21 protein-coding genes are annotated in these 22,595 nt (G+C 35.6%); 8 read left to right on the top strand and 13 right to left on the bottom strand.

Annotated elements, in window-relative coordinates; all coding sequences use genetic code 11:
* Window positions 1–37 precede the first annotated feature (37 nt).
* The 12 genes from EGH73_RS07360 to EGH73_RS07305 all read right to left on the bottom strand — a co-directional run bounded on the left by EGH73_RS07360 (window position 38) and on the right by EGH73_RS07305 (window position 12,678).
* On the bottom strand, window positions 38–280 hold the full coding sequence (locus EGH73_RS07360; RefSeq protein ID WP_089770938.1) for a hypothetical protein: 243 nt from the start codon (window positions 278–280) through the stop codon (window positions 38–40).
* A gap of 76 nt (window positions 281–356) precedes the next feature.
* Window positions 357–1,688 carry a hypothetical protein gene (locus tag EGH73_RS07355; RefSeq protein ID WP_148041687.1) on the bottom strand — a complete coding sequence of 444 codons (1,332 nt, stop codon included), beginning with the start codon at window positions 1,686–1,688 and terminating at the stop codon, window positions 357–359.
* Window positions 1,689–1,783: 95 nt separating this feature from the next.
* Window positions 1,784–2,674, bottom strand: coding sequence for a 3-hydroxyacyl-CoA dehydrogenase family protein (locus EGH73_RS07350; protein ID WP_123281301.1), 891 nt, complete (start codon window positions 2,672–2,674; stop codon window positions 1,784–1,786).
* 13 nt (window positions 2,675–2,687) lie between these two features.
* Window positions 2,688–3,443 carry a hypothetical protein gene (locus EGH73_RS07345; protein ID WP_123281300.1) on the bottom strand — a complete coding sequence of 252 codons (756 nt, stop codon included), beginning with the start codon at window positions 3,441–3,443 and terminating at the stop codon, window positions 2,688–2,690.
* A complete protein-coding gene (locus EGH73_RS07340) occupies window positions 3,443–4,444 on the bottom strand; it encodes a DNA adenine methylase (RefSeq protein WP_123281299.1) in 1,002 nt (333 codons plus the stop codon). The genes EGH73_RS07345 and EGH73_RS07340 overlap by 1 nt, the downstream gene beginning before the upstream one ends.
* Window positions 4,445–4,458: 14 nt before the next feature.
* Entirely contained in the window at window positions 4,459–5,859 is a 1,401-nt protein-coding gene (locus tag EGH73_RS07335; RefSeq protein ID WP_123281298.1) for a Sau3AI family type II restriction endonuclease, read from the bottom strand.
* Window positions 5,843–7,129 carry a DNA (cytosine-5-)-methyltransferase gene (dcm, locus tag EGH73_RS07330; protein ID WP_123281297.1) on the bottom strand — a complete coding sequence of 429 codons (1,287 nt, stop codon included), beginning with the start codon at window positions 7,127–7,129 and terminating at the stop codon, window positions 5,843–5,845. The genes EGH73_RS07335 and dcm overlap by 17 nt, the downstream gene beginning before the upstream one ends.
* Window positions 7,130–7,231: 102 nt before the next feature.
* Entirely contained in the window at window positions 7,232–7,846 is a 615-nt protein-coding gene (locus tag EGH73_RS07325; protein ID WP_123281296.1) for a hypothetical protein, read from the bottom strand.
* Window positions 7,847–7,868: 22 nt separating this feature from the next.
* The gene (locus EGH73_RS07320) at window positions 7,869–8,834 is read right to left on the bottom strand and encodes a Gfo/Idh/MocA family protein (RefSeq protein ID WP_123281295.1); all 966 of its coding nucleotides are present in this window, start codon (window positions 8,832–8,834) and stop codon (window positions 7,869–7,871) included.
* Between the two features lie 679 nt (window positions 8,835–9,513).
* Window positions 9,514–10,542, bottom strand: coding sequence for a Gfo/Idh/MocA family oxidoreductase (locus EGH73_RS07315; RefSeq protein ID WP_123281294.1), 1,029 nt, complete (start codon window positions 10,540–10,542; stop codon window positions 9,514–9,516).
* Between the two features lie 231 nt (window positions 10,543–10,773).
* Window positions 10,774–11,598, bottom strand: coding sequence for an SDR family oxidoreductase (locus EGH73_RS07310; RefSeq protein ID WP_123281293.1), 825 nt, complete (start codon window positions 11,596–11,598; stop codon window positions 10,774–10,776).
* A 102-nt stretch (window positions 11,599–11,700) separates the two neighbouring features.
* On the bottom strand, window positions 11,701–12,678 hold the full coding sequence (locus EGH73_RS07305; protein WP_123281306.1) for a 3-oxoacyl-ACP synthase III family protein: 978 nt from the start codon (window positions 12,676–12,678) through the stop codon (window positions 11,701–11,703).
* A gap of 190 nt (window positions 12,679–12,868) precedes the next feature.
* On the opposite strand from EGH73_RS07305, the gene EGH73_RS07300 reads away from it, so the two are divergent.
* From EGH73_RS07300 to EGH73_RS07265, 8 genes are all read left to right on the top strand, one after another.
* Window positions 12,869–13,519: a protein-L-isoaspartate(D-aspartate) O-methyltransferase gene (locus EGH73_RS07300; RefSeq protein ID WP_123281305.1), complete on the top strand. Its 651-nt coding sequence runs from the start codon at window positions 12,869–12,871 to the stop codon at window positions 13,517–13,519.
* A gap of 244 nt (window positions 13,520–13,763) precedes the next feature.
* The gene (gene mazG, locus EGH73_RS07295; RefSeq protein ID WP_123281304.1) at window positions 13,764–14,534 is read left to right on the top strand and encodes a nucleoside triphosphate pyrophosphohydrolase; all 771 of its coding nucleotides are present in this window, start codon (window positions 13,764–13,766) and stop codon (window positions 14,532–14,534) included.
* 64 nt (window positions 14,535–14,598) lie between these two features.
* The gene (locus EGH73_RS07290) at window positions 14,599–15,195 is read left to right on the top strand and encodes a LemA family protein (protein ID WP_089770928.1); all 597 of its coding nucleotides are present in this window, start codon (window positions 14,599–14,601) and stop codon (window positions 15,193–15,195) included.
* Complete coding sequence (locus EGH73_RS07285) at window positions 15,192–15,623, top strand: TPM domain-containing protein (RefSeq protein WP_089770927.1); 432 nt, start codon at window positions 15,192–15,194, stop codon at window positions 15,621–15,623. The genes EGH73_RS07290 and EGH73_RS07285 overlap by 4 nt, the downstream gene beginning before the upstream one ends.
* Window positions 15,604–16,407, top strand: coding sequence for a TPM domain-containing protein (locus tag EGH73_RS07280; RefSeq protein WP_123281303.1), 804 nt, complete (start codon window positions 15,604–15,606; stop codon window positions 16,405–16,407). Before EGH73_RS07285 ends, EGH73_RS07280 begins: the two co-directional genes overlap by 20 nt.
* Window positions 16,408–16,573: 166 nt before the next feature.
* The gene (locus EGH73_RS07275; RefSeq protein WP_123281292.1) at window positions 16,574–17,098 is read left to right on the top strand and encodes an NAD(P)H-dependent oxidoreductase; all 525 of its coding nucleotides are present in this window, start codon (window positions 16,574–16,576) and stop codon (window positions 17,096–17,098) included.
* The gene (locus tag EGH73_RS07270; protein WP_123281291.1) at window positions 17,099–18,949 is read left to right on the top strand and encodes a cation:proton antiporter domain-containing protein; all 1,851 of its coding nucleotides are present in this window, start codon (window positions 17,099–17,101) and stop codon (window positions 18,947–18,949) included. It begins immediately after the preceding gene.
* 169 nt (window positions 18,950–19,118) lie between these two features.
* Window positions 19,119–21,149, top strand: a complete 2,031-nt coding sequence (locus EGH73_RS07265; RefSeq protein WP_245985467.1) for a M3 family metallopeptidase — start codon at window positions 19,119–19,121, stop codon at window positions 21,147–21,149.
* Window positions 21,150–21,199: 50 nt separating this feature from the next.
* Here the strand turns inward: EGH73_RS07265 and EGH73_RS14400 are convergent.
* Window positions 21,200–22,548 (bottom strand): IS3 family transposase gene (locus EGH73_RS14400; protein WP_394338734.1). Its coding sequence is split into 2 segments (ribosomal slippage): window positions 21,200–22,059 and window positions 22,059–22,548, totalling 1,350 coding nucleotides; the frame shifts between segments, so codons are not numbered across the junction.
* Window positions 22,549–22,595 lie beyond the last annotated feature (47 nt).

Genomic DNA, 22,595 nt, shown 5'->3' with positions numbered 1-22,595 from the left:
GGGTTTTTCAGTGACCTCCAAATTTGAGCTCTTTTTTTTATTCTTCTTCTCCTTCTTCGTCGTATTTCGCAAGTTCTTCGTCACACCATTTGAAGGCTTCTTCTACAACTTTAGTAGCTTCAGTAGCTACAGTTTCTTCATCGTCACCTTCAAGATCATCCAGCCACTCCACATCTTCTTCTTCTACATTAAGGATGAAACGAGGATATTCTGTATGCACTACGAATAGATCTTCCGGGAAATCAGAATTGTCGGCCAATAAAAACTTTGGTAATTTCATAATAAAAATTTTTAAAATAAATCAGAGAAAGATTATAATCTCTAATTTTCAAAGATAGAAAAAATCCCTAAAACAATTATTGATATTTATTTTTTTTGATGCTGATTTTTTTCTCCACTTTATATCTTGTCAGCACATCATTTTTTAATGTGTCAGAAGCTGTAAAGGTATAATAGATATGAGGATTTACGGTGCTGATAAGTTCCGCAGTCTGTACGTCATTATCTTCTAGATCTTTCACATAGAACTTCAGTTTGCTATGCATCAGGTTTTCGTCTTTTAAAAATGTAGTTATTGCCTTTCTGTTTTCCAGGTAATTTCCTTTAGATAGCCAGGTAAAAAGAAAGCCAACTGAAAGACTTGCAAATCCTATGGTATACGTCAATGCCCCGAAAACAGTGAACAGCTTCCGGAAAAATACCATCCAAATTCCAATGGAAAAAGGAGCCATCAGTCGGTAATCTATCGCATTAACAGAATAGATATATTGTATAAAATAAGACAACACGATGCAGACTAAAGAACTTATAACTATAAATTTTTCTGTATCACTAAGTTTGGTTTTGATGAATAGAAAAAGCATTAGCAGCATTGTCAAAAAACCAATTCCATAAATTCCGTAGTTGATAATTCCGCCATTTGGATCTGCAATGTGGATGAACGGATTGAAAGTGGTTGCCATTCCCTGGAACAGTTCCAAAAGAAGCTGAGATGTAGATTTGAGGCCTATTTCTAAAAAAGTATCGATGTATTTTTCATTAAAATAATCAATAAAAGTAAATTTGTAAATAACGTAGAACAGAATACCTACAATTCCGCTTAAACCAAAGCTTTTCCAATAATTTTTCCTGAAATTCATCAATCCGAAAATGATATTTCCAAAGCAGAAAAATAAGCCGCTGTACCGGATATTAATCATTACAATCAAGCATAGACTCAAATAAAAACTCCCTTTTGCTAAAGTATATTTTTGGTTTATAATCTGTCTTCCTAAATAAAAATAAATCACGACAAAAGGAAGGATCATTTCTTCACTCATTGTAAATGAAAAAATACTGACAAAGCTGAATAAAGAAGAAATAATCATCAGTTCTTTGAAGAAAAACTGTTTTCTGTATGCAAAAATCAGAATGACAGTGTATGCCAATAGTCCAACAAGCTTACTGCTCCAAAAGTGATCCAGCTCAAAAAAAGTGAAAAACTTAATGGCTAGCGGATAACCGAGCGGAGCCGTGGTATTATCTATAACAGGAAAAATCTCAGATTGCCTCATATAACGGATAGAATCCGGACTAACACGTCCTTTTTCATTCAAAAGAAACCGAAGAATTATCATAATGTACGTGATGATAATCAGTAATATCTGAATGTATTTTTCTTTTGCGGGCTTGAGTTTAAAAGTAATCATAGTTTTTTCATAAAAAAAGTCAGAACCAAATGCTGATTCTGACAAAGTTATTAATCGTAATTCGAAATTACTAATTTTTGTAATCCGGAGATTGATTATTTCACGAACATTTTAGACACTTTCTCTGCCTTTTTACTTTCGGAATAATCATAGAAACCTTCACCAGATTTTACACCTTTTTTGCCTGCCATTACCATATTGACGAGTAATGGATTCGGAGCATATTTCGGATTTTTGAAACCATCGTACATTACGTTCAAAATAGCAAGGCAAACATCAAGACCTATGAAATCTGCTAATTGCAAAGGTCCCATTGGATGCGCCATTCCGAGTTTCATCACGGTATCAATTTCTTCCACGCCAGCTACACCGTTGTAAAGTGTTTCGATAGCTTCGTTGATCATCGGCATCAGAATTCTGTTGGCGACAAATCCAGGATAATCATTCACTTCGGTTGGAACTTTTCCTAAAGTTTTGCTCAATTCAAAAATTTCATCAAATGTTTCTTTGGTAGTGGAGTAGCCTTTGATGATTTCTACCAGTTTCATAATCGGAACCGGATTCATGAAGTGCATTCCGATGACTTTTTCCGGACGCTTGGTTGCAGCTGCAATTTGAGTAATTGAGATAGATGATGTATTAGTTGCTAGAATACAGTTTTCCGGTGCCAGCTCATCTATTTGTTTGAAGATTTTTAATTTCAAATCCAGATTTTCCGTCGCAGCTTCTACTATTAAATCAGCTTTGGGTGCTGCATCTTTCAAATTTGTGAATGTTGTAATGTTTGCGAGGGTGTTTGCTTTTTCTTCCTCGGTCAAGTTTCCTTTGGCGATGATTCGATCAAGATTGGTAGTGATGGTTTGGATGGCTTTGTCCAAACTGTTTTGATTGACATCTACCAAACTTACTGCAAATCCACTTTGAGCAAAAGTATGGGCAATCCCATTTCCCATAGTTCCAGCACCTATTACAACAATGTTTTTCATATATATAATTTTTTTATTTAAATACTTTTTCAAAAATTCCGAAAGTACATCCGGAACAAGTTTCGATAACTAAATTTCTTTCTTGGATATGATTATAAATCTTTAATTCATCAGATTCTAATTCAATCAAATTCTTCTTAAATAATTTTTCAATTTCCGAATATCCCCACATTTGTAATTCAGGATTGTAGGATTTCATCCATTCTATATATTTATCTACATTTTCAATATTGTCTCTTTCTACATCATCAATTTTTTTAATCCTAGTCATTTCGTAACCACAAGCGTCACCGTAAATTTTCCTATTCAAAATATCTCTGACAAACTGCTCTTTATTGGTTTTTGTATTATAAAAAGAATTATGTTTTACAATATAGTTGATGAATTCACCATTAAATTTGCTGGAAATCTGTTTTGCTTCACTTTCATATTGATTATAATCAATAATTTTTCCAACGTCTTTCCCTCCTAAGTAAAATAAATGTATTCTGACTCCTCTTCCTCGTAGAATATGATTAACAGAATACATGAGTCTCAACTCGTAAATGCTTTCTTTTAAATCAAAATCAAGTGATCTTGTAATAGGATGATTGTATTCCTGAATATCAGGTATTTTTTCAAATTTCCTATTCTTGATATTCTGAATTTTGATTGAATCTGAACTGAAAATAAAGTTCTCAAATTCTTTTTTAGCAACTTCATAATTATCTTTTTGACAGAAAATTGTCAATGAAACTAAAGTCAACAAAAAAGAAAATATAAATTTCATTAATGTAATTTCTCAAGATAATAAAGATACTCTGTCGTTCCCGAAGCTTTGTGATTTCTGTTTTCTTCCTTATCCGCACGGAAACGCTGATACTCGGTTGTAAATATATCATATTTCCCGAATTTGGAAAGTGTCTTTTTGATATCGCTTTCCGACATCAGTCCTTCATTATTATAACTAAGGAAAATGTGCTGAAACTGTGCGTTTTGGATGAGGTTTTCAAAAGTTTTTAGAACTTCTGGTTTGCTGCAATATTTTGATTTTTGATAATTTCTCAGTCCCGTTTTCCCTTTTGGAGAGAAGTGATCATATTTCGCAATGGTGTTCAGAAGATGATAGTTTGCGCCGTATTGACGAGCATTATAAGGCGGATCGAGATAGAGAATATCGCCTTCAATTTTTTTTATCAATGCATTAGAATCTTCATTATAAACCTCGTGTTGATTTTCCGTTATTTCAAAATTAGATGGAACTAACTCCAGTTCTTTCTGAGCAGATTTTTTGATTTGTTTGAGAAAAGCACCATAAACCGAAGCGGTGTTGGCAACCTTATCAGCAGCTTCCAAAAGTGAACAAAGCAGAAAATAATACTGATTTTCATTGATTTTTTTTGAAGATCTCCATTTTTCTATCTCTTGTCGGATGGCATCAATTTTTTTTCCATTGTCTTCCGAAAAATAAAGCCTTTCCGATTTCCCATTTTCCGAATATTCTTCTGAGACAAAACCAGATTTCCCTTCAATAGAATTCAATTCTTTTATTAAATTTTCAAATTCAACTGTTTGATGATTTCCAATATAATTTCTATTGAGAACAAAGCTATAAAATTCGAAATCGTTGCTGATGACTTTTTTAGTTTCTGCTTTGAAATTTCGCCCGACAATTCCGGTTCCGGCGAAGAGATCGCAAAAGGTTTTGTTGGATAAATCTTTACCAACAACTTGATAAACGCTTTGCTTGATGAAATCAGAAAGTTTGTTTTTGGAACCGATGTAATTCATTAATTTTTTAAATGCTATTTCAGATAAATTTCGTCTCTAATATAACTATTGTTAAGCCAAAAACAATGTTTTGTATATTGTGTTTGTTTCGTCAGTTTGTCTTTTTTTGGTAATGAATAAGTGTCGGAAGCATCTTTTGCGTGAGGTCGAACGTGAGAAATATTGCTAAATTTTTTATTTGGAAAGTTTGTTTCACGACTTACTTTCCCATTTTTGTCAGTTTTAAAGCCTTTTACTATTTCTCCTTTAGCAGTTATCTGTTGCGTTTTCATCCAAACTTTTTCAACTTCGAGTAAATCAGAATACGGCATATTCCAAAATTTTACTTTTCGTAAAACCAGTTTTTCGTTTTCAAATTGGAAAAACACAAACAAAAATTTATGTTCTAAAATGTCTTTAAAATCAGAGTTTTCCCAATCTTCGTTTACGATTTCTTCGTATTTGAAAGTCGGAAACGACATATCTTCTTTGGGTAAATTATTTTCTTTTAGTCGAACAGTTTTTACTTGAATTTCTGCTTTTTCAAATTCTTCAATTTCTTTATTGAGTTCAATTCCTAAAATCGCTTTTGTCAAATTTGCGTAGAAACTTTTTGCGGAAGTATTCAATTCAACGCCAGTTTTGTCTAAAATCTCTTCAGTTGTTTTTCCATAATAAGGTTTAAATTTCTCAATTACAATTTCCTCAATCGTTTTCTTTTTTGCTTCTTTTACAGACGGAATAAGTTTGCCGTAAACTTCTTTTGTTTCTCCTGCAATTGATGCAATAATATGATTTACATAACCTTGTTTAAAAGAATACGCTCTTTGTTTTGCCGGAATTTCCGAAAATGGTTGTTTTCTTATCGTTGAAGCATTTGCACCTTTCGTACAAGCTCCAAGATAAAAAGTGTCGCCTTCCGAAAGTTCGTGTGCTTTTCCGTCAGCAATTTTTTTAGTGATTGTTTCCCAATCTTTTTTGATAATTTCTAAATCGGTTGATGGAAAACTCCATTCATCAACCAATTTTATAAGGTAATCTAAAATATCGTAACCAGCTTGATGCAAATAGAAAATCAAAAGAATGCTTGCATTCTTTTTAATAAAATCACTATTTTCAAAATTTTGGTTTACAACATTTATATAGTTAATGATGTTTAAAACTAATCGCTCTTTTGAGCGATATTCATTGTTTTTAAGTTGTTTTAATGGTGAAGATTTTAGTTCAAGTTTCGCAATTGGAAAATCAGGTTCAGCATCAGAATTCGGTTTGTATTGAAAATAAAACTCTTCAAGTATTTGTCCAAAATGTCCTTTTCCTTTTCTGTCATTCTTAATAGCAGTTTCATCACAAACTTGTCGTAAAGATTTATCTTTAAGCAACATTGCAAACTCTATGATTGATTTTTTATCTTCTGGATTATACGGTAACTTCATTCTTTATTTTTTCTGTTAGAGCAATTCCAATTTTTTCTATAACACCAACAACCAAAGCATTTCCCATAAAAAACGCTCGCTTTGTGTCTGAAATTCCGTTTAATTTCGTGTGGTCGTCAGGAAACATATTTAAGCGTTCCAGTTCAACAGGCGACAATCTTCTAAAACCTTTTGGTGTTTGAATTACGTGTTTAAATCTCGATGCAGATTTTCCGCCTTCTCCTGTTATAATTGTTCTTGATGGTTTGTCTAATGGATCAGGAAAAATCATTCCGCCTTCGCTATAATTGTACTCAAAACCGTCTGCATTTTTACGCATTTCTTTTTTCGGACCTTTCAAATATTTCCATTTGTCGAGTTCTTCATTGCTGATATAAAATTCTTCGGTAACTTCTCCGTTTTGGATTAAGTCTTTTAAAATTGTAAATTTTCCCTCGTAATTTGGTTGCGTTTTTATGGTTGTAACATTTCCGTCAATCATCAATCCAGAGTTTTCAAACATACCTGTTTTTCCGCCTTTGTTGAAATTTTCGGAAATTGAAACAATGTCGCCTTTTAATTTAAATTGTCTTGGAAATGATTTATTTTCAGTTGTTACTGGAAATGAATTTGCTAAAGTTCCGTCTTCCAAGATCCATTCAATTGATTTAGAGTTTTTGATGTTTTCGTAAATTTCTGTGTTGTTCAAATAAGCCAAAATAAAAATTCTTCTTCGTCTTTGTGGCATTCCAAAATCGGCAGCATTTATTACTCGCCATTCTACAGCGTAACCTAATTCGTTTAAACTTTGAAGAATAATTGCAAAATCTCGTCCACGTTGTCCAGATGGTGAGATTAAAAGTCTGTCCACGTTTTCAAGAAATAAATATTTAGGTTTGTTTTCTTTTTCTGAAAGAATTTTGTGAATTGACCACCACAAAACACCTTTTTTTCCAATTAGTCCTTTGGAATTTTTTAATGTTGTTGCAACCGAATAATCTTGGCAAGGGAAACCGCCTACTAATAAATCGTGATCTGGAATATCTGAAATATCCACATTCGCAATATTTATATTTGAATGATTATCCATCCCAAAACGATATTCATAAACAGCAGAAGCATGTTGGATTTTTGTAGATGGTTCCCATTGATTGCTCCAAACAACTTCGTACGAACTTTCAAAAGTTTCTTTGTAATTTGAACTAGCAGATTTTCCTCTCCAACCTTCTAATCCAAGTCTGAAGCCACCAACTCCTGCAAACAATTCTACAACCTTTATCTTATTTTCCATTGTTTACTATTTTTGGTTTTTACTTATTGAATAATTTTGTAATGAAGTCATTACAAAATCTTTGTAATTCATTAGTTTGATTGAAAAATTTATTTTAAAATTTCATTTTTTTATCCAAATAATATCGGAAAAAATTTTATCAAACTCCAAATTTAAAGAAACTAAATTATCCTTGGAAAAATTACCCAAATAATCTTCAATTTTTTCTTGGATTAGTGTCAATTCGGTTTTCATTTTCCAATGTTCTCCATTTTTTTCATCAAAGAAGATAATAAACAATCGGTTTTCAAGATGTTTCCGTCCTTGCTGACTTTGATTTTGGTAAAGCCATTCGATCAATTCTTTCTTGTGTTCAATCGCATAATCTAGACTTTGCCCAAATTGTTTTGGAAACACACTGCTTTTATGATCAAATGGAATCTCTGAAATATAAAAATCTACAGTTTTCGAAAACTGATTTTCTTCTTTTCTGACGTTTGGGTAATTTGTAAATATTTGTTCAATCGCCTTTGCGGACCAGAAATTCAGCCAACGATTGAAAGCGTAATTTCTCAGTTCATTATCAAAATCTTTACATTGAGTTTCCAGGCTTTCAAAATCCTGAGTTTGGTAAATGAATTTCGTTTTTCTATCCCATTCATCCGACTGCTTTCTTCCCCAAGTGTAAGGGAAATCAAGACGTTTTTTGAGCTCGGATTCTAAGGATTGGAGATTCATTTGTGTTTAAATTTTCAACCGATTATTTCTGTATCAACCTCATAATCTCCAAAGCCACTTTTAAAGCTTCAGTTCCATCTTCCAAAGAAACCTGAACAGGCAAATCATTGTCAATGGCATTTGCAAAACTTTCCAATTCGTCAAGAATTGCATTGTTTGGTTGGATATTCGGATATTCGAAAAGAATTTGGTTTTTCTCGCCTTCCGCATTTTCGATAATCATATCAAAATCAGACGGATTTTCCGGCGCAGGTTTCATACGGATAACTTCTGCTTTTTTCTCCAAGAAATCTACAGATACATAAGCATCTTGCTGGAAAAATCTGGATTTTCGCATTGCTTTCATCGATATTCTGGAAGTTGTCAAGTTTGCTACACAACCATTTTCAAACTCAATTCTGGCGTTGCAAATGTCCGGCGTTTTGCTCACCACAGAAACACCGCTGGCGTGGATTTCTTTTACTTTAGACTTTACCAAACTCAACAAAATATCCAAATCGTGGATCATCAAATCCAAAACCACAGAAACATCCGTTCCTCTCGGATTGAACTCCGCTAATCTGTGAATCTCGATAAACATTGGATTTTTAATATAATCTTTCGCTCCAATGAACGCTGGATTATATCTTTCCACGTGACCAACTTGCGCTTTGATTCCGAATTCTCTACATCTTGAAAGGATTTCCTCCGCTTGTTCCAGAGTTTGTGTCACAGGTTTTTCGATGAAAAAGTGGATTCCTTTTTCAATCGCTTTTATCGCATAATCGTAGTGATATACAGTCGGAGTTACGATATCAAGCATATCGATGGATGCTAACAGATCTTCGAAATTTTCAAAGTATTTGTAACCAAATTCGGCTGCTAGTTTTCGTCCGTTTTCTGCATCTTTATCGTGGAAACCAACGAGTTCATATTTCTCAGATTGATTCAGTAATCTCAAATGGATTTTCCCGAGATGTCCAGCGCCTACAAGTCCTGCTTTTATCATATGTTGATTTAGATTATTGTTATGGTCATATGCAATCGCTAAAATTTTATCGGTATTTGCATTTCCGAATTACGGCGATTTCATAACTCATTTTGTTAAAGTCGTAAATTTAAGAATTAAAGGAACTCAACATAAAAAAAGACTCAGAATTTTTGGTGTTTCTGAGTCTTGTCATTAAAACTGCGAAACAGTGATATATTGGTAGAAATGATTGAGAGCCTGTTTAAATTTTTATCAGAAATGATTTTACAACCACATAGACACATTGCTTTTATTAAAATAAAGAAAAAATAGGAAAAATTGTGCTTCTATTTTTTCTTTTTAGCACCTAATATTGAGATTTTCTATGTGACTATGTGGTTTTCACTAATTTTAAATAGGCTCTGAGAGTTTCAAAAAAGTGCGAAGCAGTGATATATTGGTAGAAATGATTGAGAGCCTGTTTAAATTTTTATCAGAAATGATTTTACAACCACATAGACACATAGCTTTTATTAAAATAAAGAAAAAATAGGAAAAATTGTGCTTCTATTTTTTCTTTTTAGCACTTAATATTGAGATTTTCTATGTGACTATGTGGTTTTTACTAATTTTAAATAGGCTCTGAGAGTTTCAAAAAAGTGCGAAGCACCGAAATAAAGGTGTTGATGTATTCAAAAATTTCTTTAAATATTTATTTTTACAAATCAACAGTACAACCTTTCTCGGAACTATCTTTAGCTGCTTCAATCACTTTCATTGTATGGTAAGCTTGTTTTGCAGTTACGGGAACTTTTTTATCATTCACAATCGCATTGTAAAGATCATCGTAGAAATCAAGATAATTCCCTTGGGAGGTTGGGAAGTTGACAACTCTATCATTATAAACCAAAAGTCCTGTTTTTTCTTCAGGTTCGGTTCCCCAATTGTCACGATTCGGAATTTTGCCTAATTTCAATTCATCTTCTTGGATGTCCGCTCTGTGTTTTAGGAAACTTCCTTTTTTTCCGTGAAAAACATAAGAAGGTGTCATTTCTTTTACAAAAAAACTGGCTTTCAATCTCACACGTTTGTCAGGATAATATAGCAGAATATCAAAATAATCATCAATCTGAGTATTATCTCTAGTTTTTCTAATGTCAGCAAAAACTTTCTCGGGATTTCCAAATAATGTCAAAGCTTGGTCAATCACGTGTGAGCCCAAATCCATCAAGATACTCGCGCCAGGATTTCCATTTTCTTTCCAAGCTTTTGGACTTAGTTCCGGATTATATCTTTCGAATCGGATTTCTGCTTCCACAATATCCCCAAGATAATTTTCTTCCAAAACTTTTTTCACAGTACAGAAATCGCTGTCATAGCGTCGGTTTTGATAGACGGAAAGTTTCAGATTCTTTTCTTTAGCGCGTTTGTGCAGTTCTTCAGCTTCATTAGAAGTTGTTGTAAAAGCCTTTTCCACCAAAGCGTGTTTCCCGGCTTCCAAAACTTTCTTCGTAAACTCGAAATGCGTGTCAATTGGCGTGTTTACGACAATCAATTCTGCATTGCTTGCCAGAACTTCTTCCAGAGAATTAAAGCTTTTAACGTTTGGATAGTCGTTTTGTATATTTTTTTTGCTTCGTTCGTAGGCGCCTATTAATTCAAATCCATCGTTAACTTCAAGAAATGGAGCGTGGAACAATTTTCCAGAACCGCCATAAGCCAACAAAGCAGTCTTTATTTGTCTCATAAATTTTAAAATAATTTTGATGATGCAATTTAACTAAATAAAAATTCAAGCCACAAAGCTTGCGACTTGAATATTAATTGAGTTTCTCGCAGATTTAGCAAATGATGCAGATTGCTAAAAAAATATCTGCCAAATCAGCCTAATCTGCGAGAAACAATATTATTAAATTTAAAATATTGAAGAATAATGAGAATCCTGAAACTCTCCAACCCAAAAACTCTCCAACCCAATCTATCCCATAATATGAAATCCTCCATCCACGTGACGAATTTCTCCTGTGATTCTGGTGTCTTTTCGGAAAAGATGAACAATCTCGTGCGCTAAATCTTCTGGCAAAGCATTCCCTAACGGGCTGATTCTGTTCGCTCTTTCCACATCTTCAACTTTCAAAGTAGCATTTCCGGCTTTGCTTCCCATATAAGGCGAGAATCTAATGGCGTTAGCACGGATTCTATATTTTTTTCCAAGTTCATAAGCCATTTCAATCGTTAATCTTTCAAGCGCTGCTTTTGCGATGCTCATATTAATGTAAGGAAAAAACGAAACTTTCTCCGCTGCGATATAACTTAACGAAACAATCGAAGCACCGTTTTGTAAAACATTATTTGCAAGTAAAGCGTGACAAAGCGTAACCAGAGAAAACGCAGACACATTCATCGTATCATTGAATTCCTCTGCTGTTACTTCCAGCATTGGTTTTACAGATTTATTTCTAATGGTTTTGTCCATTGCAATAGCGTGAAGAAAACCGTTCAGCGCAATATTTTTTGTTTTTAAATCATCTGCAAAATGACTTAAACTTTCTGGTAAAGTAACATCCAAAGGTGCTGTGTAAACATCATTTCCCAACACTTTTTTACAAGCGTTTTCGAAATCTTCGTAGTTTTTATTGAGAAAAGATTCTGCTTTTTCGGAAAGATTTTTGTGAAATGGCGTTACGCCCAAACCTGTACAAACCACTTTGCCGTTGTTCGCAAGAATTTTTTCAGCGGTTTTCATTGCGAGAGAATTTTCATCTGCAATTCCAGTAATTAGAAACGTTTGATTATCTAACATTTTATTTAGTTGATAGTTATTGGTTGACGGTTGATGGTTTGTAATTAATAGTTTAAGCGATTTTTCACCAACAACTATTAACTGTCATCCATCAACCAAATTTTAAGCTTTATAAAGTGCAGTTCCCCAGGTCCAGCCAGAACCAACCGCAGCAAACAATAAAAGATTTCCATCTTTTACACGACCGCTTTTGAATGTTTCGTCTAAAACAATGGGGATTGTGCCGCCAGAAGTGTTGGCGTACTTGTCCATATTCGTCATTACTTTTTCGAATGGGATATTGGTTTTTCTAGCCGTTTCTTGCAAAATTCTGATACTTGGCTGATGAGGAATGACCCAATCTACATTATCGGAAGTCAGTTTGTTGGCTTCTAAGATTTCATTAATGGTTTCTGGCAAAACTCTAGTTGCCGTTTCGAAAACTTCTTTGCCATTCATTTGGAAATAATGAAGTCTTTGTTTTAATGTTTCTTCAGAAGCTGGCATCTCTGAGCCACCTGCCGGAATATTGAAATGGTATTTTCCTGTTCCGTCTGCGTGTAATTTGAAATCGAAAAAGCCTTTGTCTTCAGTAGTAGCGGATAACAAAACCGCACCTGCACCGTCGCCAAAGAAAACCGAATCTTTTCTTTCCCAGTCCGTAATTGTGGAGAAAGTATCAGCACCGATAACCAATACATTTTTATACATTCCGGTTTCAATGAACTGACAACCAATCGCAATGCCATACAGACCACCTGAACAAACCGCAGAAATATCGAAAGCAACCGCTTGAGGTGCTTCCATTTTTTCCTGTACAAAACACGCTGTAGATGGCGCTTGTCTGTCCGGAGTGGAAGTGGCAACAATAATCAGGTCGATGTCTTTTGGTGTAATGTCTGTGTTTTCCAAAGCGCGCAATCCGGCTTTGTAAGCTAAATCACTTGTTACTTCACCTTCAGCAATTCGGCGTTCTCTGATTCCGAGATTTTTAAAAATCCATTCGTCAGATGAACCTACTTTTTCGAAAAAATCATTCTTTAAAATTTTTGGCGGAACATATGAACCGGTTCCTTTGATGTAAGCTCTTATTTTCTGCATAACATTCATTCTGTCATTCAATTAATGGGAATTATACTTAATTTTTTAATAAAAAAACAATCAAAGCTATGAAGTTTATTTCATATAAAGGTTAATTTTTTGATAATTTTTTAATTTTATGATTCCTGTTTGGAAATTCAAATTTTACTTCGGAAATTGCAGAAGAATTATTAAAGAACTAAAACTAATAATGAGAGATACTTACGTTCACAAAGGCAAAAGGAAACAATTAATCGATTATCTGCATCAGAAAATAGGGATTACTGATTCTTTTGTTTTGAATGCGATGAACGAAGTTCCGAGACATCTTTTCATTGAAAGTGTTTTTGAAGATTACGCTTATGAAGATCGTGCTTTTCCGATTGCGGCAAAACAGACGATTTCTCATCCGTCAACTGTTGCTGAACAAACTGAATTGTTGGAAGTGAGTGAAGGTGAAAAAATATTAGAAATCGGAACAGGATGCGGTTATCAGACTGCTGTTCTTATCAAGATGAACGCTTTGGTTTACACCGTGGAACGGCAAAAAGATCTGTATGATTTTTCAAGTAAAATTTTAAGGGAACTAAACATGAGACCAAAGTTTCAAAGCTTTGGTGATGGATTCGCAGGATTGCCTACGTTTGCCCCATTTGATAAAGTTTTGGTGACCTGCGGTGCGGAAATTCTTCCAACGGAACTATTGAAACAACTGAAAGTGGGTGGGAAAATGGTAATCCCTTTAGGAAAAACGGACGAACAGATTCTTTACAGATTCACGAAAATTTCTGATACACAGTTTGAAAAAGAGGAATTCGGGGTTTACAAATTCGTTCCGATGCTGCAAAATAAATCACATTGATGGGTGGCTGGTTGTCGGGTGGTTGTTGATAGGATATTGAGTTTTAATATCTAATGGAGAAAAGTGGCGAAGCGCGCCCCGACCTGAGTGGAGCTCTTTTTCTGACATTGCGATTGTAAAAAGTTCTACAGATTGCCTCACTTCGTTCGCAATGGCAGAAAAAAGCGGGAACGGAGGGCGGATTAAGGCGTCCAAACAAAATATAACAGAATTAATATCATTTATCAATTATCAATCATCAATTATGAATACTCGACAGGAAAAAATGGAAGCTTTTGGAAGGCTTCTCGATATAATGGATGACTTGCGGGAAAAATGTCCGTGGGACCAGAAACAGACTTTTGAAACCTTGCGTCATCTCACTTTGGAAGAAACTTACGAATTGTCTGATGCGCTTCTGAATGAGGATTTGCAGGAAATCAAAAAAGAGCTGGGCGATGTGTTGTTGCATCTGGTTTTTTACGCAAAAATTGGTTCGGAAAAACAAAGTTTTGATATAGCTGATGTTATCAATTCTCTGAATGACAAACTGATTTTCCGTCATCCGCACATCTATGGTGATACTGTGGCAGAAGATGAAGAAACCGTAAAACAGAACTGGGAAAAACTGAAGCTGAAAGAGGGTAACAAATCTGTGCTTTCTGGCGTTCCAAAAGGTTTACCTCCGATAATAAAAGCTTACAGAATCCAAGATAAAGTGAAAGGAATTGGCTTCGAATTTGATTCTGCTGATGAAGCTTGGGAGAAAGTGCGAGAAGAATTGCAGGAATTTCATCAAGAGACTGATAGGGATAAAAAAGAAATAGAGTTGGGAGATGTTTTTTTCTCTTTGATTAATTACGCCAGAATTTCCGGACTAAATGCGGACACGGCTTTGGAAAAAACCAATGCCAAATTCATTTCCAGGTTTCAGAAAATGGAGGAAATTGCCATCAATAAAAACTTGGTTTTGGCTGATTTGAATTTAATTGAAATGGACAAGCTCTGGGAAGAAGCCAAGCTTTCTGAAAAATAAATATCTTGGATTCTTTTAATTTGTATATTTGATTTAACTATAAATTTTTAAAACACATCAAACTATGAAAGGTAAAGGTTGTATTGTAGTCGTAGTAATTGTTGCGATTATTGGTATTATCGCATTTTGGGCAATTGGTAAAAGAAACGGATTTGTCGGGATGGAACAGAATGTGAATGCGAAATGGTCCAACGTGGAAACGGTTTATCAGAAAAGAGCGAACCTTATTCCAAATTTGGAAAGAACGGTTAAGTCTTATGCCAAATTTGAGCAGGAAACATTGACAAAAGTAGTTGAGGCAAGATCCAAAGCCACTTCTGTTAATATTGATCCGACAAATATGACCGAGGCGGATATGGCAAAATTCCAAGCGGCACAAGGTGAACTGAGCGGTGCGCTGAGTCGTCTGATGGCAGTTGTAGAAAGTTATCCGAACCTGAAAGCCGATCAGCAGTATATCAACTTCCAAAGAGAATATACAGCAATCGAGAACAGCATCCGTTCAGAAACAGTTTATTATAATGACGCTGCTAAGGAATATAATACCAACATCAAAACGTTCCCGAATAACGTGATTGCCAACTTCTCCAACTTCAAGGAAAAACCATATTTCAAAGCTGAAGCTGGCGCAGAAAAAGCTCCAAGCGTATTTTCAGAATAATGAATCAATTTCTTACAGACACAGAAATGGCTTCCCTGGTGGAAGCCATCAAAATAGCTGAAGACCATTCTTCCGGCGAGATCCGTGTGCATATTGATTCCACGGCCGAAGAGGATTTTGCTAAAAAAGCATTTGCCATTTTTCGTTCTCTGGAGATGCATCAGACCAAAGAAAGAAACGGTGTTCTTTTTTATGTCAATTTTGAACAGCATTATCTTACAATTATTGGCGACGAAGGCATTCACAAAAAAGTAAAGCAGCAGTTCTGGGACAATCTTCACGATGAAATCACCTCTCAATTTGCGAAAGAAAATTATTGTGAAGGTCTGAAGGAAGCAATTCTGAAAACAGGACTCGAACTGAAAAAATATTTCCCTGTAGATGGGGAAAATATCAATGAATTATCCAATGATATCAGCTTCTCTTAAACGATATATTTTCGCATTATTCCTGATTTTTGGATTATTTTCCAAAGCTCAATTGGTGCCCGAAAAACCAGCCGTACTTTATCCAGTTTATGACAAAGTGGGTTTGCTTTCAGAAGCCGAAAAGGATGCGCTGAATCAAAAACTCATCAAATTCTCCGATTCCACTTCGACAGAAATTGAGGTCATTATTCTTCCAACTACAAGTGGTGAAGATGTCAATTATCTGGCAACAATGTATGGTGAAAAATGGGGAATTGGACAAAAAGGTGTCGATAATGGTGTCGTTTTCCTCATTGCAACCGAAGATCACACGATGTCTATCCAGCAGGGTAGAGCTGTTGAGCAATATTTGACTGCATCTGTAGCTGGACAGATTTTGGATTATCTCGTAACGCCAGCTTTCAAAAAAGGCGAATTTTACAATGGGATAGACAGAGGAACTTCGGCCATTATGGAAGCGGTTCAGGGAAAATTCAAGCCTATTGTCAAGAAACAAAAAAATAATGGAGGAATCAACATCGGATCTGTGATTCTGATTGTCATTATCATCATTATTCTTTTCAGTATTATCAATAAAAATGGAGGAAATGGCTGGGGTAATAATGACGATGACGATGTGATCTTATCAAGGCGCGGAAGCCGCAGATACCGTGGCGGATTTTTTCCATTTCCAGGAAGTTTCGGCGGTGGTGGATTTGGCGGGGGAAGCAGCGGAGGCGGTGGCTTTGGAGGCTTTGGCGGTGGCGGAAGTTTTGGCGGCGGTGGCGCTTCTGGTGGCTGGTAGATCGCTTAGAGTGAATAACATCTTACTTTTAGCTTCGGAAAAGAGATAATAAAACCCGGATTTTTTGTTCGGGTTTTCTTTTTGATTATAATTATTATCAATTTCGTAACGGTATAAATCTTGATTTCAAACGAAAAAATCACTATTTTTACGAAAATAGAGATTCTTGAAGAAGACACTGGTACTTTTTGCACATCCATATTTCGAACATTCTACCACAAATGTTAGATTGCTTGAGTGTTATGAAGCTATGGATCATGTGACAGTCAGAGATCTTTATGAAGATTATCCCGATTTTCATATTCAGCCGTTTCGGGAAAGAAAAAGAATTGTAGAATATGAACGCATTATTTTCCATTTCCCTATCATCTGGTTTGGACTTCCACCCTTGTTGAAGTTGTGGATAGATGAGGTTTTTGATATGCGCTGGATTTCTGAGAACGGAATTAACATTCTTTCTGGAAAAGACGCTGTTATCATTACAAGTGTTGGCGGAAGAGAAAGTAATTATAGTGCGGAAGGAAAATATAAAACCGAGGTAGAAGAATTACTTTCTGGACTTAAAGTTTCTTTGCACGTCAACAATATCGACCTCAAAAAAATCCACATCATATATAATGCCGACAACCTATCGGAAGAGGAATTGGAGTTCGAATGTCAGGAATTATCAGAAACTTTAAAAATAGAATAGATGCAGAATTCCATAGCTATGACCATCCTGATTTTCCTTGGTGCGGCCATTATTATGGTTCCGTTAGGAAAAAAACTGGGGTTGAGTTCAGTGATTGGATATATTCTTGGCGGAATTTTAATTGGTCCATTTTGTTTACAATTGACGGGACGAGATGCGGCAGATATTATGCACGCTTCGGAATTAGGTGTGGTGATGCTTTTGTTTTTGGTCGGATTGGAATTGGAGCCTCATAAACTTTGGCAGATTAGAAAAAGAATTCTGGGGTTAGGACTCAGTCAGATGCTTCTGAGTATAGTTGGGATTTTCTTTGTGTTCTATGTTGCAGGATTTGGATTAAAAAAATCACTGATTATATCGCTCTGTTTCGCAATGTCATCTACAGCGATTGTTTTACAAACTCTAAAAGAAAAGAATCTTTTCAGAACTGTAAGCGGAGAATCATCGTTTTCAATCTTATTATTTCAGGATATTGCTGTTATTCCGATTCTTGCATTGCTTCCATTTTTATCTAAATCCGAGAGGGCGGTAAAACAGTCAGAACATCAGGAAATTCTGCTGCAATATGTACCTGATTGGATGCAGCCTTTCATAGTTATTTTTGGAGTTTTGGCGTTGATACTGTTAGGGCGTTATATTTTTATTCCTTTTCTGAGATTTGTGTCGAAGTCTGGCTTAAATGAATTGCTGACTGCTGCTTCGTTATTTTTAATAATAGGAGTTTCGGAACTGATGATCTCTGTGGGTCTGAGTCCGGCTTTAGGTGCTTTTATTGCGGGTGTAATGTTAGCTAACAGCGAGTTTCGCCACGAGTTAGCAAGCGATATCGACCCCTTTAAAGGATTATTACTGGCGGTTTTCTTTGTAAGTGTGGGTGCGACAATCAACTTCAATATTATTGCAGAAAAACCGTTCTTTATTTTCTCGGCAGCATTTATTGTTTTGGCAATCAAAGCACTTGTTCTTTTTGGAATCGGGAAATATTATAAAATGAATAATGAGCAAAGTTTTTTCCTGGCTTTTGCATTATCTCAGGTGGGAGAATTTGCATTTGTTCTCGTTAATTTTGCAGCGAGTTTATATCTTATAGACTATCAAGCAAACTCTGAGCTGATGGCTATTGTCGCAATTACAATGTGCATTTCTCCACTGCTTTTGATATTCAAAGAAAAAGTTTTGGATAATGGTTTTATTAAACAAAAAAATGAAGAGAATATAGAGCTTGGCATCATCAAGCAAAGAAAAATTATTATAGTAGGTTTTGGATTTTTTGGCAGTACAGTCGGTCGTCTTCTGAAGGCCAACGGTATCCGTTCCACAGTTTTGGATAATGATCCGGATAGAGTAGCATTGCTTAGATCGAACGGTTTTAATGTTTATTATGGTGATGCCACCAAACCTGCTTTACTAAGAGCAGCAGGAATAGAAGAAGCGGAATTGCTGGTGCTTTGTCTGGACGATGTCGAAAAAAATAAATTTTTGGTAGATTATTGTAAAGAAAATTATCCCGATCTGAAAATATTTGTCAGGGCCAAAAACCGCTTGGATGCTTATGATTTTCTAAATAAGAATGTTAATAATATCTATCGAGAGACCTTGGGTACGGCTGTAGATATGGCTGTTGATATTCTGAAAGAAAACGGGATGAGAAAATATACGGCCAGAAGAATGGGCAAACGTTTTATGCTGATAGATAAAGAAATGACCAAACGTTTGGCAAAAGAAAAAGACAAGGATATGATCACCTTCACCCTGCGGGAATCTCTGGAACGTGAAGCCGAATTACTGGCTCTAGACAGTATTTCCTTCGAAGAAAACTATTGGAGTGGGGATGAGGATAAGGATAAATAACTTATCATATCATTGATATATCATCACTTTTGCTTACATTTAATCCTCAAAATTTTTATTAATGAAGAAAATAAAAATGACGTTACTTGTAACGTTTATCACATTGGGTGCTGGAAATGTTTTGACATCCGCACAGCAGAAAAACCAATCTGCAACCACTCAACAATCTATGAAAAATAATCCTTTCCTCAGAAAAAGCCCTTTGCAGTATCAGGCACCGGAATTTGATAAAATCAAAGATGACCACTATAAGCCGGCCTTCGATTATGGTTTGAAGGAGCAGTTGGCTAACATCGATAAAATTATTAATAATCCGGCTGCTCCGACTTTCGAGAATACAGTTTTAGCTTTGGAAAACAGCGGAGAAGTTTTAGCAAGAGCAACCATTCTTTTTTATAATCTAACAGGGTCTAATACTAATGATTATCTTCAAAAAGTTGAAGAGGAGTATGCGCCTATTTTTGCTGCGCATTCCGATAAGATTAATCTTAATGACAAGCTTTATAAAAGAATCAAAGCAGTAAAGACTGATAAATTGGATGCGGAAAGCAAAAGGCTGGTGGAATATTACATTCAGAATTTTGAATTAGCTGGAGCTAATCTTTCAGCTGAAAATAAAGAAAAATTAAAAGTAATCAACCAGCAGCTTGCTACATTATCTACCCAATTTAGCAATAAGCTCTTAGAAGCAAGAAAAAAAGGTGCAGTTCTGATTTCTGATGTCAAAGAATTAGACGGACTTTCTGCTGATGAATTAGCTGCTGCTGCCACAGATGCGGAACAGGCTGGCCAAAAAGGAAAATATCTTTTATCGTTGCAAAATACCACTCAGCAACCTTTGTTGCAAAACCTTAAAAACAGAGACACAAGAGAAAAACTCTTTAGAGCTTCCTGGACAAGAGCTGAGAAAGGCGATGCGAATGATACCCGTGAAACGATTGAAAAAATAGCTAAACTGAGATTGCAGAAAGCGAAGTTATTTGGTAAAAAGAATTTTGCGGAATGGAGTCTACAGGATCAGATGGCAAAAACACCAGAAGCCGCGATGGGACTTCTGGCTCAACTGGCAAAACCAGCAGTTGAAACAGCTAATCGTGAAGCTAAAGAAATTCAAGAAGTGATAGACGCTCAGAAAGGTGGTTTTGGCGTGCAAGCCTGGGATTGGAATTTTTATTCAGAACAAGTCAGAAAAGCGAAGTATGACCTTGATGAAAATGAAATCAAACCATACTTTGAAGTGACTACCGTTCTTGAAAAAGGTGTTTTTTATGCAGCAGAAAAGTTCTATGGCATCACTTTTAAAGAAAGAAAAGATCTTCCGGTTTATCATCCGGATGTCGTGGCTTACGAAGTGTTTGACAGAGACGGAAAATCACTTGCGCTTTATTATCTCGATTTCTATACCAGAAGTAATAAAAACGGTGGCGCATGGATGAATAATTTTGTACCGCAATCTCATCTTCTCGGACAGAAACCCGTCATTGTAAACGTATTCAATTATCAGAAACCGGCCGCTGGAAAACCATCCTTGATATCTTTTGATGAGGTAGGAACCATGTTTCACGAGTTTGGACATACACTCCACGGACTTTTTGCAAATCAAAAGTATGTTTCCATTTCCGGGACCAATACGCCTAGAGATTTTGTAGAGTTTCCCTCGCAGATCAATGAGCATTTTGCACTGGAGCCAGAGATTCTAAAAAATTACGCTTTACATTATCAAACCAAGCAGCCGATGCCTCAGGCATTGATTGATAAAATCAAAAAGGCGGCTAATTTTAATCAAGGTTATGCAACCACCGAGTTAGTAGCAGCTGCAACTCTCGATATGAACTGGCACACTGTGACCGATGAGAAACAATTGATTCCGGTTCTGGATTTTGAAAAGCAAGCGCTGGACAAATACGGATTATTAGTTCCGCAGGTTCCGCCAAGATACCACACACCATATTTTGCGCATATCTGGGGAGGCGGTTATTCAGCGGGTTACTACGCATATCTTTGGTCAGAAACGCTGGATTCCGATGCTTGGGAATGGATTAAAGCAAACGGTGGTTTGACAAGAGAAAACGGTGACCGATTCAGAAAATATATTCTTTCTGTGGGTAACAGTGTAGATCTGAACAAAGCTTTTGAAGAATTTACAGGGCATAAAGCAGATATCAAACCCCTTTTGCGAAGCAGAGGATTTAGCAAATAGTATATAAAAAACGTCTCCAAAATAGACTGCCCCCAAAAGTTTAGACAAAATTAAACAATATTATTAAAGGAAAGAGTTCGGTACTGTACCGGACTCTTTCCTTTTAGATTAAGCCTTATTCTGTCGTGATTGTAGTAATTAATATATTCTTTTATTTCTTTTTTCAATTCCTTAATGGTTTTAAAATTTTTGGTATAAAACATCTCAGATTTCAGCGTTCCGAAGAAGTTTTCGATGACCGCATTATCGAGACAGTTTCCTTTTCGGGACATACTTTGGATAATTCCTTTTTTCTTTAATAATTGCTGGTAGACTTTCATCTGATATTGCCAGCCTTGATCGGAATGGAGAATGATGTTTTCCGTATTCTTTACTTTCCTGAAACTCTTTTTCAACATATTCATAACCTGTGCAAAAACAGGTCTCTCGGAGAGCTCATAACTGATGATTTCTCCATTGAAAAGATCGATTATAGGAGATAAATACAGTTTGTTTCCCGAGACATTGAACTCCATCACATCGGTTGCCCACTTTCTGTTTGGCTGATTTGTTTTGAAATTTCTTTCCAAAATATTCGGTACTGTCCTTCCAATCTCTCCGCGATAGGATCTGTATCTTTTCACTCTTATAATACTCTTAAGGTTTAGAGTTTTCATTAATCTCAAAACCGTTTTATGATTAATGATAATACCATTTTGTCTGATTGCCATAGTGATTCTTCGGTATCCAAACCTACCTTTATGTCTGTGATAAATCTTTTTTATCAATGTTTTTATCTCAGCATATTTATCTTTCTTCTGAAGCATTTTTTGATGATAATAAAAACTGCTTCTCGCCATAGATGTACAATCCAGCAAAACTGCCAGATCGAATTCCCGCCTTAATTCCTCTATGATTTTGGTTTTTTCCTTGCCAGAATTAAGGCGTCCAACTTTTTTAGGACTGCAATCTCAGCCCTCAATCTCTCGTTTTCCAAAAGCAGTTCTTCCTCGCGGGTCAGTGGTTTGTCGGATTTTCTTTTCTTACGTTTGTAATCGCTCATTATTTTTGGTCTTCCTCTGGATTTATTTTCTAAACCTAAAATACCAAATTTTTCGTAATTCCTTTGCCAATTGATAATACTTGATTCGGCGGCGATATTAAATTTTAAAGCTGATTCTTTTATTGAAAGCCTACCTGAATCTATTTCTCTCAATACTTTTAACTTGAATTCTACACTAAACTTCCGATTGCCGCTGCGCTCGAGACCAGCAACTCCGTAAAGCTCATAAAATTTTACCCATCTGCGAACCATCGTTGCGTCCAATCCCATCTCGTGTGCCACGGATTTGGAAGAACGACAGCCTTGCTTAATTGTTTCTACACAATGTTTCTTGAAGTCTAAACTGTATTTTGATATTCCCATAAAAAAATGCCCCCTAAAAAGTGAGGTCACTGAAAAACCCT

This window comes from Epilithonimonas hominis, from assembly GCF_003730015.1.
In the GTDB taxonomy this organism is placed as follows: Bacteria; Bacteroidota; Bacteroidia; order Flavobacteriales; family Weeksellaceae; genus Epilithonimonas; species Epilithonimonas hominis.
The sequence above is the reverse complement of the archived record's forward strand: the minus strand, read 5'-3'. Positions and strand labels throughout refer to the sequence as shown.

What these genes read in the sequence shown, in the direction of transcription:
- EGH73_RS07360 (WP_089770938.1), bottom strand. Translation starts at nt 280, where the DNA reads ATGAAATTACCAAAGTTTTTATTGGCCGACAATTCTGATTTCCCGGAA.
- EGH73_RS07355 (WP_148041687.1), bottom strand. Translation starts at nt 1,688, where the DNA reads ATGATTACTTTTAAACTCAAGCCCGCAAAAGAAAAATACATTCAGATA.
- EGH73_RS07350 (WP_123281301.1), bottom strand. Translation starts at nt 2,674, where the DNA reads ATGAAAAACATTGTTGTAATAGGTGCTGGAACTATGGGAAATGGGATT.
- EGH73_RS07345 (WP_123281300.1), bottom strand. Translation starts at nt 3,443, where the DNA reads ATGAAATTTATATTTTCTTTTTTGTTGACTTTAGTTTCATTGACAATT.
- EGH73_RS07340 (WP_123281299.1), bottom strand. Translation starts at nt 4,444, where the DNA reads ATGAATTACATCGGTTCCAAAAACAAACTTTCTGATTTCATCAAGCAA.
- EGH73_RS07335 (WP_123281298.1), bottom strand. Translation starts at nt 5,859, where the DNA reads ATGAAGTTACCGTATAATCCAGAAGATAAAAAATCAATCATAGAGTTT.
- dcm (WP_123281297.1), bottom strand. Translation starts at nt 7,129, where the DNA reads ATGGAAAATAAGATAAAGGTTGTAGAATTGTTTGCAGGAGTTGGTGGC.
- EGH73_RS07325 (WP_123281296.1), bottom strand. Translation starts at nt 7,846, where the DNA reads ATGAATCTCCAATCCTTAGAATCCGAGCTCAAAAAACGTCTTGATTTC.
- EGH73_RS07320 (WP_123281295.1), bottom strand. Translation starts at nt 8,834, where the DNA reads ATGATAAAAGCAGGACTTGTAGGCGCTGGACATCTCGGGAAAATCCAT.
- EGH73_RS07315 (WP_123281294.1), bottom strand. Translation starts at nt 10,542, where the DNA reads ATGAGACAAATAAAGACTGCTTTGTTGGCTTATGGCGGTTCTGGAAAA.
- EGH73_RS07310 (WP_123281293.1), bottom strand. Translation starts at nt 11,598, where the DNA reads ATGTTAGATAATCAAACGTTTCTAATTACTGGAATTGCAGATGAAAAT.
- EGH73_RS07305 (WP_123281306.1), bottom strand. Translation starts at nt 12,678, where the DNA reads ATGCAGAAAATAAGAGCTTACATCAAAGGAACCGGTTCATATGTTCCG.
- EGH73_RS07300 (WP_123281305.1), top strand. Translation starts at nt 12,869, where the DNA reads ATGAGAGATACTTACGTTCACAAAGGCAAAAGGAAACAATTAATCGAT.
- mazG (WP_123281304.1), top strand. Translation starts at nt 13,764, where the DNA reads ATGAATACTCGACAGGAAAAAATGGAAGCTTTTGGAAGGCTTCTCGAT.
- EGH73_RS07290 (WP_089770928.1), top strand. Translation starts at nt 14,599, where the DNA reads ATGAAAGGTAAAGGTTGTATTGTAGTCGTAGTAATTGTTGCGATTATT.
- EGH73_RS07280 (WP_123281303.1), top strand. Translation starts at nt 15,604, where the DNA reads ATGATATCAGCTTCTCTTAAACGATATATTTTCGCATTATTCCTGATT.
- EGH73_RS07270 (WP_123281291.1), top strand. Translation starts at nt 17,099, where the DNA reads ATGCAGAATTCCATAGCTATGACCATCCTGATTTTCCTTGGTGCGGCC.
- EGH73_RS07265 (WP_245985467.1), top strand. Translation starts at nt 19,119, where the DNA reads ATGAAAAATAATCCTTTCCTCAGAAAAAGCCCTTTGCAGTATCAGGCA.